The sequence below is a fragment of the Pantoea phytobeneficialis genome, assembly GCF_009728735.1.
Taxonomy (GTDB): domain Bacteria; phylum Pseudomonadota; class Gammaproteobacteria; order Enterobacterales; family Enterobacteriaceae; genus Pantoea; species Pantoea phytobeneficialis.
This window is the reverse complement of the sequence record NZ_CP024636.1, coordinates 3,334,228-3,348,056: the sequence shown is the minus strand read 5'-3', so window position 1 is coordinate 3,348,056 and position 13,829 is coordinate 3,334,228. Positions and strand designations below refer to the sequence as shown.

Below are 13,829 nucleotides of genomic sequence, written 5' to 3'. Positions count from 1 at the left end.
TATCTTTTGACGAGAATGGCATTTTTTGACTGGAAAAAATTACGCTCCGGTTAACATCAGCAACCCATTGTTGCGGCGCGATAAATCGCACCGCGACGAAAGGATAATTAACCGGCACTGGCGCGCGACAGTTCTTCAATCTCTTGTTTACCTAACCTGAGTTGCGTTGCCTGCACCAAATCATCAATCTGCGCTAACGAGGTCGCGCTGACAATTGGCGCGGTGATGCTCGGGCGGGCAATCTGCCATGCCAGGGCTACCTGAGTGGGTGACGCATCATGGGAATCGGCCACGGTGTCCAGCGCATCAAGAATGCGCAAGCCGCGCGGATTAAGATATTTTGCGACCACGCCCTGTCCACGCGCACTTTTGCTGGCATCTGCTGCGGTACGATATTTGCCGCTGAGGAAGCCACTGGCCAGTGAATAGTAGTTAATCACGCCCAAGCCATGTTCCACTGCAACTTGCTCCAGACCGCTTTCATAGCCCTGGCGATCATACAGGTTGTACTCCGGTTGTAACGTTTCATAACGTGCCAGCCCCTGCTGCTCGCTGATGTCCAGCGCTTCCTGCAACCGTTCGGCGCTGTAGTTGGAGGCACCTATCGCCCGTACCTTCCCTTCTTTGATCAATGAATCGAACGCGGCCAGCGTGTCAGCCAGCGGCGTATCCTGATCATCGCGGTGCGCCTGATACAAGTCGATATAATCGGTTTGCAAACGGCGCAGTGAGTCTTCCACCGCCTGGCGAATATATTGCGGTTTCAGGCCGGTTTTATCCGGCGACAATTCCATACCCACTTTGGTCGCCAGCACGATGCTGTCGCGTTTGCCGGTTTTTTTCAGCCATTTACCAATAATGGTTTCCGATTCACCGCCCTGATTGCCAGGCGCCCAGCGCGAATAAACATCGGCGGTGTCAATAAACCACAATCCCTTCTCCACCAATGCATCCAGCAAGGAAAAGGACGTTTTCTCATCCACGGTCCAGCCAAATACATTCCCACCAAAAGTAAGAACCGGCACTGCTATACCCGTGTCGCCAAGCTGGCGAGTTGATTGTTGACTCATTTTATTTCTCCTTAATTGAAACGAGACGGCTCAGCTCTCCAGCTTAGCAAAGGGCAAAACCGGCTTATGAAAAAATCCTGATAAAATTCGTACAGAATATGAATACTTAGCGTGCACAGGACGATATTCTTATTTCCTTCAATTTTCGCCCATGCCTGGCGACTACAATTCTTTCGTTTGCGCTCCGGCAGGTTGGGCGGCGCATTTTGGGAAAACGAATTCGCTGGAGAGCACATAACTTCATGAACACCCGACGTCCATTGTTGAAAAAAAGCCTGATTACTCTGGCGATCGTCGCTGTACTGGCGGGCGGTTATTACTGGTGGCAACATCCGGCTGAACCCAATAAACAGCCACAGGCCGAAGGACAACGCCATCATGGGCGCGGCGTGAGTGGTGCAAATGGCGCTAATCGTCGACCACTGGCCCCGGTTCAGGCCGCCACCGCCACCTTACAAAGCGTGCCACAGTATCTGACTGGCCTCGGCACCGTCACCGCTGCCAACACCGTCACGGTGCGCAGCCGGGTCGATGGTCAGTTAATGGCGCTGCATTTCACAGAGGGGCAACAGGTTAACGCTGGCGCGTTGCTGGCCGAGATCGACCCTCGCCCTTATCAGGTGGCGCTCACCCAGGCACAAGGACAACTGGCTAAAGATCAGGCCACACTTGCCAACGCCAAACGCGATTTGGCCCGTTATGAAAAGCTGGCAAAAACCGCGCTGGTTTCACAGCAGGAACTGGATACCCAACGCTCGCTGGTGAGTGAAACCCTCGGCACCATCAAAGCCGATGAAGGCAACGTCGCCAGCGCGCAACTGAACCTGACCTACAGTCGGATTACCGCCCCCATCTCCGGGCGCGTCGGCCTGAAGCAGGTCGATGTTGGCAACTACATTACCTCTGGCGACACCACCGGCCTGGTGGTGATCACGCAAACGCATCCGATTGATGTGGTATTCAGCGTGGCCGAGAACAATATCAGTCAAATCCTCAAGGCACAGAAAAGCGGCCAGCCGCTGGTGGTGGATGCCTGGGATCGGAGCAACACCAACCTGCTCGCCACTGGTTCGCTGCTGAGTATTGATAACCAGATTGATGTCACCACCGGTACCATCAAATTAAAAGCGCGTTTCAGCAATGAAGACGACGCGTTATTTCCCAACCAGTTCGTCAATGCACGCCTGAAAGTCGATACCTTGCAGGATGCGGTGGTTATCCCTGCCGCTGCGTTGCAAATGAGCAACGACGGCCATTTTGTCTGGGTGGTGAATAGCGAGAACAAGGTGAGCAAAAAACGCGTTACCGCCGGTTTGCAGGATAGCCAGAAAGTGGTGATCAGCGCCGGGCTGGAAGCGGGTGAACGTGTGGTGACCGACGGTCTGGATCGTCTGACCGAAGGCGCAACCGTTGAGATTGTCGCGCCGCAGAGCACCGCCACCCACAGCACTCGCGCTGCGCAGCCAGCACGCGGAGAACGTCAATAATGCAGGTTATGCCTCCCGACACCAGCGGTGGACCGTCCCGCCTGTTTATTCTGCGCCCGGTGGCAACCACCCTGCTGATGATCGCTATTTTGCTGGCCGGTATCCTCGGTTATCGCTTCCTGCCGGTTTCCGCGCTGCCGGAGGTGGATTATCCGACCATTCAGGTCGTTACCCTTTACCCCGGCGCCAGCCCGGATGTGGTGACCTCGTCAATCACCGCACCGCTGGAGCGCCAGTTTGGTCAGATGTCGGGGCTGAAGCAGATGGCTTCGCAAAGTTCCGGTGGCGCATCGGTGATAACGCTGCAATTCCAGCTCACGCTGTCGCTCGATGTTGCCGAGCAGGAAGTGCAGGCGGCAATCAATTCCGCAACCAATCTTTTGCCGAGCGATCTGCCCAATCCACCGGTCTACAGTAAAGTTAACCCGGCCGATCCGCCGATCATGACCCTTGCCGTCACGACCACCAGCATGCCGCTCACCCAGGTGCAGGATATGGTGGAAACCCGTGTGGCGCAGAAGATTTCTCAGGTCAGCGGTGTCGGCCTGGTGACGCTCTCCGGCGGGCAGCGTCCCGCCGTGCGCGTGCAGATGAACGCGCAGGCGCTGGCAGCATTGGGGCTGACCAGCGAAACCGTGCGTACCGCCATCAGCAACGCTAACGTCAATTCGGCGAAAGGAAGCCTCGACGGCCCCACCCGTTCAATCACCCTGTCAGCCAACGATCAGATGACCTCTGCCGAGGATTATCGTCAGTTGATCATCAGCTACAACAACGGTGCACCGGTGCGTTTGGGCGATGTTGCCACCATCGAACAGGGAGCGGAAAATAGCTGGCTCGGTGCCTGGGCGAACCGTCAGGCCGCCATCGTGCTCAACGTACAACGCCAGCCAGGCGCTAACATTATCGCCACAGCAGATAACATTCGGGCGCTGCTGCCATCCCTGACCGCTGCACTGCCGAAGTCGGTTGAAGTGAAAATGCTCACCGATCGCACCACCAATATCCGTGCCTCAGTGGCCGATACCCAGCACGAGCTGATGCTGGCAATTGGCCTGGTGGTGATGATCATCTATCTGTTTTTACGCAATGTCCCGGCCACCATTATTCCGGCGGTAGCCGTTCCCCTGTCACTGGTCGGCACCTTCGCCGCGATGTATTTTCTCGGTTTCTCGATCAACAACCTGACGTTAATGGCGCTGACCATCGCCACGGGCTTTGTGGTCGATGACGCCATCGTAGTGATTGAGAACATCTCCCGCTATCTGGAGAAAGGGGAAAAACCGCTTACCGCGGCGCTGAAAGGTGCCGGTGAAATCGGCTTCACCATTATCTCCCTCACCTTCTCCCTGATTGCGGTGCTGATCCCGCTGCTGTTTATGGGAGATGTGATTGGCCGTTTGTTCCGTGAATTTGCCGTCACCCTGGCGGTGGCGATCCTGATCTCCGCCGTGGTATCGCTGACGCTGACGCCGATGATGTGCGCACGCATGCTCAGTGCCGAATCCTTACGCAAACAGAACCGTTTTTCACGCGCCAGTGAAGCGATGTTTGATCGAGTAGTCGCCGGTTATGGCCGCTGGCTGACGCGGGTGCTGAAACATCCGTGGCTGACGTTGTCAGTCGCGCTGGGCACCCTGCTACTTACCGTTTTGCTATGGATCGTTATCCCCAAAGGATTCTTTCCGCAACAGGATAACGGCATCATTCAGGGCACCTTGCAGGCGCCACAGTCCGTCTCCTATGCCAACATGGCGCAACGCACCCGCGATGTCGCCTCGATCATCATGAAAGATCCGGCGGTGCAGAGTCTGACTTCATTTGTCGGGGTGGATGGCACCAATGCCGCCCTGAACAGCGCACGGCTGCAAATCAACCTCAAACCGTTGGCCGAGCGCGATGATCGTATCCCGGCAGTGCAGAAACGGTTGCAGGATGCGATCGCCAGCGTGCCGGGCGTGTCGTTGTGGCTGCAACCGGTCCAGGATCTCACCATCGATACTCAGGCCAGCCGCACCCCGTATCAATTCACGCTGCAATCCGGCTCGCTTGATTCGCTGAGTACCTGGGTGCCGGCGCTGCAAAACCTGCTCAACACCCTGCCCGAACTGCGCGATGTCAGCAACGACTGGCAGGATCAAGGGTTAGAAGCCTTTATCCGTGTCGACCGCGACAGCGCCAGCCGTCTGGGTATCACCATGGCGGATGTCGATAACGCGCTGTACAACGCCTTCGGTCAGCGTCTGATCTCAACCATTTACACCCAGGCCAATCAATATCGCGTGGTGTTAGGACAGAACAACGAGGCCACACCCGGCCTCGCCAGTCTGGACGGCATTCGTCTGACCAGCACCGATGGCGGCAGCGTGCCGCTGAGTGCCATTGCCAGAGTGGAAGAACGTCATGCGGCGTTGAGTATCAACCATCTCGACCAGTTTCCCTCAGCAACGTTCTCCTTTAACGTGGCCGACGGCTATTCACTTGGCGACGCCGTCAAAGCGGTCAGCGCAGCTGAAGATCAGGTCGGCATGCCTGCCGAGATGATGACCCAGTTCCAGGGCAGCACGCTGGCATTTGAAGCGGCGCTCACCAGCACGGTGTGGCTGATCATCGCGGCGGTGGTGGCGATGTATATCGTGCTGGGGGTGCTGTACGAAAGCTTTATCCATCCGGTGACCATCCTCTCAACGCTGCCTACCGCCGGGGTGGGGGCGCTGCTGGCGCTGATGATCAGCGGCAACGAACTGGATATTGTTTCGATCATCGGCATCATCTTGTTGATCGGTATCGTGAAGAAAAACGCCATCATGATGATCGACTTTGCGCTGGCGGCGGAACGGGAACAGGGTATGTCCCCGCGAGAGGCGATTTATCAGGCCTGTCTGCTGCGTTTCCGTCCGATCCTGATGACCACGCTGGCCGCTCTGCTGGGTGCGCTGCCATTGATGCTGAGCACCGGCGCGGGGGCAGAGTTACGTCGGCCGCTGGGAATTGCTATGGCTGGCGGCCTGATCCTCAGCCAGATCCTGACGCTGTTCACCACTCCGGTCATCTACCTGTTGTTTGACCGCCTGGCACAGATCACGCGTCGCCGCTTCCGCCGCCCGGAGACGCAGCCGTGAAGTTCTTTGCCCTGTTCATCCACCGCCCCGTCGCCACCACGCTACTGACGCTGGCGATTGCGCTGGCGGGGATTCTCGGCTTCCGCCTGCTGCCGGTCGCGCCGCTACCGCAGGTTGATTTTCCGGTGATCGTGATTTCCGCATCGCTGCCGGGTGCCGCGCCGGAAACCATGGCCTCTTCGGTTGCGACGCCGCTCGAACGTTCGCTCGGGCGTATCGCTGGCGTCAGCGAGATGACTTCCACCAGCTCGCTGGGCAGCACGCGTATTATCCTGGTGTTTGATTTTGACCGCGACATCAACGGTGCCGCACGCGATGTGCAGGCGGCGATCAACGCCGCGCAGAGCCTGTTGCCCACCGGGATGCCAAGCCGTCCGACTTACCGTAAGGCCAACCCTTCCGACGCGCCGATTATGATTCTGACGCTGACCTCGGAGATTTATAATCCCGGTCAGCTGTATGATTACGCCTCAACGCAACTGGCGCAGAAACTGTCGCAGATTGAAGGCGTTGGCGATGTCACGGTGGGCGGAAGCTCGCTGCCAGCGGTGCGTGTCGAGTTGAATCCGCAGGCGTTGTTCAATCAGGGCGTGTCACTGGATGCGGTGCGCACGGCCATTGCTAACGCCAACCAGCGCCGTCCACAAGGCGCGATTGATGACCACCAGCAACGCTGGCAATTGCGAACCAACGATGAACTGCAAACCGCCAGCGATTATCAGCCGCTGGTGGTGCATTACAACAACGGCGCGGCAGTACGGCTGCGTGATGTGGCGAACGTGCAGGATTCGGTGCAGGATGTGCGTAACGCCGGGATGACCAATGGCAAACCGGCGGTACTGCTGGTGATCCGCAAATCCCCGGAAGCGAACGTCATCGACACCGTTGACCGTATTCGTGCCGAACTGCCGGAGCTGCATGATGTCATTCCGGCATCCATCGACCTGCAAGTGGCGCAGGATCGTTCGCCCACCATCCGCGCCTCCTTGCAGGAGGTGGAGCAGTCGCTGATCATCGCCGTCGCCCTGGTGATTCTGGTGGTGTTTTTCTTCCTGCGTGACGGACGCGCCACGTTAATCCCCGCCGCCGCAGTGCCGGTGTCGTTGATTGGTACCTTTGCCGCCATGTATCTGTGCGGCTTCAGTCTGAATAACCTGTCGTTGATGGCGCTTACCATCGCCACCGGTTTTGTGGTAGATGACGCCATCGTGGTGCTGGAGAATATCGCGCGCCATGTTGAAGCCGGAATGAAACCCTTACCGGCGGCGTTGCAGGGGGTACGTGAAGTCGGTTTTACCGTGCTGTCGATGAGCCTGTCCCTGATTGCGGTATTTCTGCCGCTGCTGATGCTCGGCGGTATCATTGGCCGCTTCTTCTCTGAATTCGCGATAACCCTCTCGGTGGCGATCCTGATCTCGCTGTTTATCTCCATCACCCTGACGCCAATGATGTGCGCATACCTGCTGAAACCACATGCTCCCCGCGCACAGCCGCGTCTGCGCGGTGCCGGACGCGTGCTGATGGCGGTACAGCATGGCTATGGTCGCTCACTCGGTTGGGTGCTGGATCATGCGCGCTGGGTCTTGCTGGTGCTGCTGGCCACCGTCGGGCTGACCATCTGGCTGTTTATCTCGATTCCCAAAACCTTTATGCCAGAGCAGGATACCGGACGCCTGACCGGCTTTATCTCTGCCGACCAGAGCATCTCCTTTCAGGCGATGCGGGGGAAATTGCAGGACTTTATGAACATCATCAAGGCCGACCCGGCGGTGGATAATGTCACCGGTTTCACCGGTGGCTCGCGCACCAACAGCGGCTCGATGTTTATCTCCCTTAAGCCGCTTTCCGAACGGAGTGAAACCGCCCAGCAGGTGATTGCCCGCCTGCGCACCAAGCTGGCAAAGGAGCCGGGCGCTAATCTGTATCTCAATGCGGTGCAGGACATCCGTATTGGTGGACGCGAGTCAAACGCCAGTTACCAGTACAGCCTGCTGTCCGATAACCTGGCGGATTTGCGCACCTGGGAGCCTCAGATCCGTAAAGCATTTGCCGCCCTGCCGGAACTGGCTGACGTCAACTCTGATCAACAGGATAACGGCAGCGAGATGGCGCTGACTTACGATCGCGAGAGCATGGCGCGGCTGGGGATTGATGTTTCTGCCGCTAACGCCTTACTGAATAACGCCTTTGGTCAGCGGCAGATTTCGACGATCTATCAACCACTGAACCAGTACAAAGTGGTGATGGAGGTGGAACCACGTTACACCCAGGATATCAGCGCACTGGAGCAAATGTTTGTCATCAACAGCGACGGAAAAGCTATCCCGCTGAGTTGGTTTGCCCGCTGGCAACCGGCCAATGCGCCGTTGTCCGTTAACCATCAGGGCTTATCTGCCGCTTCGACTATCTCTTTTAACCTGCCGGAAGGCGTATCCTTGTCGCAGGCGTCCGATGCGATTGACCGCACCATGACGGCACTGGGTGTCCCCAGCAGCGTGCGTGGCAGCTTTGCTGGTACGGCGCAGGTGTTCCAGCAGTCGCAATCCAGCCAGCTGTACCTGATTCTGGCGGCAATTGCGGCGGTGTATATCGTGTTGGGGATTTTGTATGAGAGCTATGTCCATCCGCTGACTATTCTCTCTACCCTGCCCTCCGCCGGAGTCGGTGCGCTGCTGGCGCTGGAACTGTTTAACACCCCGTTCAGCCTGATTGCGCTGATCGGCATTTTGCTGCTGATTGGCATCGTGAAAAAGAACGCGATTATGATGGTCGACTTTGCGCTGGAGGCAGAACGAAACGGCAACCTGACGGCGCGTGAGGCAATATTTCAGGCGTGCCAGCTGCGTTTTCGCCCGATTCTGATGACCACGCTGGCCGCGCTGTTTGGCGCACTGCCGCTGGTACTGACCAGCGGCGATGGCGCAGAACTGCGGCAACCGCTCGGCATCACCATCGCTGGAGGCCTGGTCATGAGCCAGCTGCTAACGCTCTACACCACACCGGTGGTGTATCTGATGATGGATAAGCTGCGACGCAGGAAGCGCCCGGCGCTGATCAACATTCAGGAGAATTAACGGGATGAAGAGACCATGACCACTCAGAACGCGACGGTGCGCTGGCAATTGTGGATTGTCGCTTTTGGCTTTTTTATGCAGTCGCTGGATACCACCATCGTCAACACCGCCATTCCGTCGATGGCGCGCGACCTCAGCGTCAGTCCACTGCATATGCATTCGGTGATTGTCTCCTATGTCCTGACGGTGGCCGTCACCCTGCCGCTAAGTGGCTGGCTGGCTGACCGTTTTGGTGTGCGGAATATCTTCTTCACCGCCATCGTATTATTCAGCATTGGTTCGGTGTTCTGTGCCTTCTCCGGCACACTGGATCAACTGGTGCTGGCGCGTGTCATTCAGGGGGTCGGCGGCGCAATGATGGTGCCTGTCGGGCGCTTAACGGTGATGAAAATCGTCCCGCGCGAGCAATATATGTCGGCGATGACCTTTGTTACCCTACCCGGCCAGGTCGGTCCGCTGCTCGGTCCGGCGCTGGGCGGTATTCTGGTGCAGTACGCCAGTTGGCACTGGATCTTCCTGATCAACATCCCGGTCGGCATCATTGGTGCCATTGCCACCCTCGCGATCATGCCCAACTACACCATGCAAACCCGACGCTTCGACTTTCTCGGCTTTGGTTTACTGGCCGTAGGCATGGCGACCCTGACGTTGGCGCTTGATGGACAGCGGAGCACCGATGGCTCTGCGCTGCTGCTCGGTCTGCTGATCCTGGTTGGCGTCTTTTCCCTGCTGTTTTATTTGATGCACGGTCGTAACAACGACGATGCCCTGTTTAGCCTGAAATTATTTGATAATCGCATCTACTCCATCGGTCTGCTCGGCAGTTTTACCGGTCGCATCGGCAGCGGCATGCTGCCGTTTATGACGCCGATTTTCTTGCAGGTGGGCCTCGGCTTCAGCCCGTTCCATGCGGGGCTGATGATGATCCCAATGGTGCTGGGTAATATGGGGATCAAACGCGTGGTGGTGAGGATCGTGAATCTGTTCGGTTACCGCAATGCATTGGTGGGTGGCACCTGCGCGCTCGCGCTGGTGGTGCTGCTGTTCCCGGCGGTCGCGTTGCTGGGCAGGACCTGGCTGCTGCCGGTGGTGTTATTGCTTCAGGGGATGGTCAACGCCATTCGCTTCTCATCCATGAACACCCTGACGCTGAAAGCGCTGCCAGATGAACTGGCGTCCAGCGGCAACAGTTTGCTGTCGATGATCATGCAGCTCTCCACCAGCATTGGTGTCACCATCGCTGGCCTGCTGCTGGGTGCTTTCGGTCATGGCGCCATCGCCAACAGCGCAGCAGCCCACCAAACCTTTATCTACGCTTACCTCAGCATGGCGCTGGTGATTATCCTGCCTGCGCTGGTGTTCTGGCGTGTGCCGAAAGATGTGAGCAAAAACGTCGATCTGCGACGCAAAAGGAGTGAAGGATGAAGCGCGCGCTGAAACTCGGCATTGGTCCCAAGCTGTTTATGGCGATTTTTTCCACCTGCATGCTGGTGATTATCATCATGCACTGGGGGGTGCGGCTCAGCTTTGAACACGGCTTTGTCGATTACATTCGTAAAGGGAATGAACAACGTCTGACGCTGCTGAGTGATGCGCTTGCTGACCAATATGAACAGCACGGTAACTGGGATTTTCTGCGCAACAATGACCGGCTGATTTTTTCTATCCTGCGTTCGCTGGAGCAGAACCCCGGCAGCGGTAACCTGCTGCCCCCACACGGCTGGCGCACCCAGTTCTGGATTATCGATCAGCAATACAAGGTACTTTCTGGCCCGCGATCCCCGGTCCCCCCTGAAGGGACAAGACGCAATATCACCACCAGCAATGGCAAAGTGGTTGGCTGGGTGATCGGCTCACCTGCTGAACGCCTCACCCGCAGCACTGACATTAATTTTGACCAACAACAGCGCCGCACCAGTTGGATCATCGTAGGCTTTACGGCACTGATGGCAGCGCTGGCGACCTGGCTGATGGCGCGCGGCTTGCTGGCCCCGGTAAAAAGGCTGGTGGATGGCACCCACCATCTGGCCGCAGGCGATTTCGCCACGCGGGTCGAAGTGGGAAGCAGCGACGAACTCGGCCAGTTGGCGCGCGACTTTAACCAGCTCGCCAGCTCGCTGGAAAAAAACGAGAGCAACCGCCGGGCCTTTATGGCGGATATCTCCCATGAACTGCGCACGCCGCTGGCGATCCTGCGTGGCGAGCTGGAGGCCATGCAGGATGGTGTGCGCAAACTGACACCGGAAGCCATCTCTTCGCTACAAAGCGAAGTGGTGGTGTTGACCAAGCTGGTGGATGATTTACATCAGTTATCACTCTCTGATGCCGGTGCCCTTGCCTATCGCAAGCAGGCGGTGGATTTAGTCCATCTGCTGGAGGTGGCGGCGGGCAGCTTCGGCGAACGCTATCGCAGCCGCCAGCTGACCTTGCAGCTGACATTGCCAGCAGAAGCGCCGAGTTTCGGCGATCCCGATCGGTTGATGCAGCTGTTCACCAACCTGCTGGAAAACAGCCTGCGCTATACCGATGCCGGTGGTCAGGTGCGCCTGACCATGAAAAACCTCGGCGACAGTTGGCAGCTCTGCTTTGCCGACAGCGCGCCTGGTGTGGACCCGGCCCATCAGGCCCGGTTGTTTGAGCGTTTCTTCCGCACGGAGAGTTCACGCAACCGTGCCAGCGGCGGCTCGGGTCTCGGTCTGGCGATCTGCAAAAATATTGCGGAAGCGCATGGTGGCAGCATTAGTGCAGATCTCTCTGATTTAGGTGGTCTGCAAATCACGCTAAACTTGCCTTATGTTCCCCATTAAGCACAGCCTATGAGCACGGAAAAGCACGACCCTTTAATCCTTGTTGTTGAAGACGAGCCGAAACTGGCGCAGCTGATGATTGATTATCTGCAAGCGTCCAACTATCGCACCCACCATATTGGCAACGGCAGCGAAGTGCTGAGTTATGTGCAGCAGACGCCGCCGGATTTGATGCTGCTGGATTTAATGTTGCCAGGTCGCGATGGCTTAACCTTGTGTCGCGAAATTCGCCGTTTCTCCGAATTACCTATCATCATGGTGACGGCGCGCACCGAAGAAATTGATCGCCTGCTTGGCCTGGAAATTGGGGCCGACGACTATATCTGCAAACCCTTCAGTCCGCGTGAAGTGGTGGCGCGGGTGAAAACCATTTTGCGCCGCGTCAAACGGACGCCGGAAGAGGCGCAGCAGGCGTCACATCTGGTGATCGATGAGGGGCGTTTCCAGGCCACCTGGCGTGAACAGCAACTGGAGCTGACCCCAGCCGAGTTTCGGCTGTTGAAAACGCTGGCGCTGGAACCAGGTAAAGTGTTTTCGCGTGAACAGTTGCTCAACCATCTGTACGACGATTATCGCGTGGTGACCGATCGCACCATCGACAGCCACATCAAAAATCTGCGCCGTAAGCTGGAAAGTCTCGACGCGGAACAACCGTTTATCCGCGCGGTATACGGCATGGGTTATCGCTGGGAGGCCGATGTCTGCCGCATCCTGTAGCAATCAGCGCCTTAGCTTGATCCAGGTCAATTTACTTCGTGAGTGGCCCTGCCTAAAATTCCCCACCTTTTGCAGGGCCGTCTGATACGGCCACTGCACCTGCCATCGTCGATGGCATGCTGACCTGACATCAGTGAGATCCCATGTTTAAACCTGAACTGCTTTCTCCAGCGGGAACGCTGAAGAATATGCGCTATGCCTTTGCCTATGGCGCTGACGCGGTGTATGCCGGGCAACCGCGCTATAGCCTGCGCGTGCGCAATAACGAATTCACCCATGAAAACCTCGCCAAAGGCATCGATGAAGCCCACCGACTTGGCAAAAAATTCTATGTGGTGGTGAATATCGCACCGCATAACGCCAAACTGAAGACCTTTATCCGCGATCTGACTCCGGTGGTGGCAATGCAGCCGGACGCGTTGATCATGTCCGATCCCGGCCTGATTATGCTGGTACGCGAAGCCTTCCCGGCGATGGCGATCCATCTCTCGGTACAGGCTAACGCCGTCAACTGGGCGACGGTGAAATTCTGGCAGCAGATGGGGTTAACCCGCGTGATTCTTTCGCGCGAATTGTCACTGGAGGAGATCGGTGAGATCCGTCAGCAGGTGCCGGCAATGGAGATCGAGATCTTCGTACACGGCGCGCTGTGCATGGCCTATTCTGGCCGTTGTTTACTGTCCGGTTATCTGAATAAACGCGATCCCAACCAGGGGACCTGTACCAACGCCTGCCGCTGGGAATATAAGGTGGCGGAAGGCCAGCAGGACGAGGTCGGCAATATTGTCGGTGTCCACCAACCGGTTGAGGTACAAGCAGCCACGCCGACGTTGGGACTGGGTACGCCAACGGATCGCGTTTTTCTGCTGGAAGAGAAAATGAAACCGGGCGAAACCATGAGCGCATTCGAGGATGAGCACGGCACCTATATCATGAATTCGAAAGATTTACGCGCCGTGGCACATGTTGAACGTTTGAGTCAGATGGGCGTGCATTCGCTGAAGATTGAAGGCCGTACCAAATCGTTTTATTACTGCGCTCGTACCGCCCAGGTGTATCGCCGGGCCATCGATGATGCCGCCGCAGGTAAACCCTTCGATCCTTCGCTGCTGGAAACCCTGGAGGGTCTGGCACATCGTGGCTACACCGAAGGTTTCCTGCGTCGTCATACCCATGACAGCTACCAAAACTACCAACAAGGCTATTCGGTGTCGGAACGCCAGCAGTTTGTCGGTGAATTTACCGGTGAACGCCGTGGCGAGTGGGCGCAGGTGGCCGTGAAGAATAAATTCTTGCTGGGTGATGAGCTGGAAATCATGACCCCCAATGGCAATCTGAATTGTCGGCTGGAAGCGATGCAGAATGACAAGGGAAGCGCCGTTGATGTGGCACCGGGGGATGGTCATCGTGTCTGGCTGCCGGTACCCGAGCACGTCGATCTCGCTTTCGCATTGTTGCTGCGTAACTTTTCCGCTGGCGACAGCACGCGCGACCCACACGCCAGCAACCGCACTTAATGAAAAGAAATGGGTGAAATTAGAACAGGATCACA

The 13,829-nt window shown here is 57.2% G+C and carries 8 protein-coding genes; 7 read left to right on the top strand and 1 reads right to left on the bottom strand.

Features of this window, described 5'->3' with window-relative positions; genetic code table 11:
• Window positions 1–107: 107 nt before the first annotated feature.
• Window positions 108–1,070, bottom strand: coding sequence for an aldo/keto reductase (locus tag CTZ24_RS15485; protein WP_208723977.1), 963 nt, complete (start codon window positions 1,068–1,070; stop codon window positions 108–110).
• 242 nt (window positions 1,071–1,312) lie between these two features.
• Between CTZ24_RS15485 and CTZ24_RS15480 the strand changes: the two genes are divergently transcribed.
• From CTZ24_RS15480 to trhP, 7 genes are all read left to right on the top strand, one after another.
• A complete protein-coding gene (locus CTZ24_RS15480; protein WP_208723976.1) occupies window positions 1,313–2,557 on the top strand; it encodes an MdtA/MuxA family multidrug efflux RND transporter periplasmic adaptor subunit in 1,245 nt (414 codons plus the stop codon).
• Complete coding sequence (locus CTZ24_RS15475; RefSeq protein WP_208723975.1) at window positions 2,557–5,679, top strand: MdtB/MuxB family multidrug efflux RND transporter permease subunit; 3,123 nt, start codon at window positions 2,557–2,559, stop codon at window positions 5,677–5,679. Before CTZ24_RS15480 ends, CTZ24_RS15475 begins: the two co-directional genes overlap by 1 nt.
• Window positions 5,676–8,753 (top strand): multidrug efflux RND transporter permease subunit MdtC, encoded by a 3,078-nt coding sequence (gene mdtC, locus CTZ24_RS15470; protein ID WP_021185992.1) that lies wholly within the window; start codon window positions 5,676–5,678, stop codon window positions 8,751–8,753. Before CTZ24_RS15475 ends, mdtC begins: the two co-directional genes overlap by 4 nt.
• 15 nt (window positions 8,754–8,768) lie before the next feature.
• Window positions 8,769–10,178, top strand: coding sequence for a multidrug transporter subunit MdtD (mdtD, locus tag CTZ24_RS15465; RefSeq protein ID WP_208723974.1), 1,410 nt, complete (start codon window positions 8,769–8,771; stop codon window positions 10,176–10,178).
• Entirely contained in the window at window positions 10,175–11,560 is a 1,386-nt protein-coding gene (gene baeS / locus CTZ24_RS15460; RefSeq protein ID WP_021185994.1) for an envelope stress sensor histidine kinase BaeS, read from the top strand. The genes mdtD and baeS overlap by 4 nt, the downstream gene beginning before the upstream one ends.
• 9 nt (window positions 11,561–11,569) lie before the next feature.
• Complete coding sequence (gene baeR / locus CTZ24_RS15455; RefSeq protein WP_021185995.1) at window positions 11,570–12,277, top strand: envelope stress response regulator BaeR; 708 nt, start codon at window positions 11,570–11,572, stop codon at window positions 12,275–12,277.
• Between the two features lie 143 nt (window positions 12,278–12,420).
• Window positions 12,421–13,794 carry a prephenate-dependent tRNA uridine(34) hydroxylase TrhP gene (gene trhP / locus CTZ24_RS15450; RefSeq protein ID WP_208723973.1) on the top strand — a complete coding sequence of 458 codons (1,374 nt, stop codon included), beginning with the start codon at window positions 12,421–12,423 and terminating at the stop codon, window positions 13,792–13,794.
• The last annotated feature ends 35 nt before the right edge of the window (window positions 13,795–13,829 follow it).

Bases quoted from the DNA above. Each gene is read 5' to 3' on its own strand.
- CTZ24_RS15485 (WP_208723977.1), bottom strand. From the start codon at position 1,070: ATGAGTCAACAATCAACTCGCCAGCTTGGCGACACGGGTATAGCAGTG.
- CTZ24_RS15480 (WP_208723976.1), top strand. From the start codon at position 1,313: ATGAACACCCGACGTCCATTGTTGAAAAAAAGCCTGATTACTCTGGCG.
- CTZ24_RS15475 (WP_208723975.1), top strand. From the start codon at position 2,557: ATGCAGGTTATGCCTCCCGACACCAGCGGTGGACCGTCCCGCCTGTTT.
- mdtD (WP_208723974.1), top strand. From the start codon at position 8,769: ATGACCACTCAGAACGCGACGGTGCGCTGGCAATTGTGGATTGTCGCT.
- baeS (WP_021185994.1), top strand. From the start codon at position 10,175: ATGAAGCGCGCGCTGAAACTCGGCATTGGTCCCAAGCTGTTTATGGCG.
- baeR (WP_021185995.1), top strand. From the start codon at position 11,570: ATGAGCACGGAAAAGCACGACCCTTTAATCCTTGTTGTTGAAGACGAG.
- trhP (WP_208723973.1), top strand. From the start codon at position 12,421: ATGTTTAAACCTGAACTGCTTTCTCCAGCGGGAACGCTGAAGAATATG.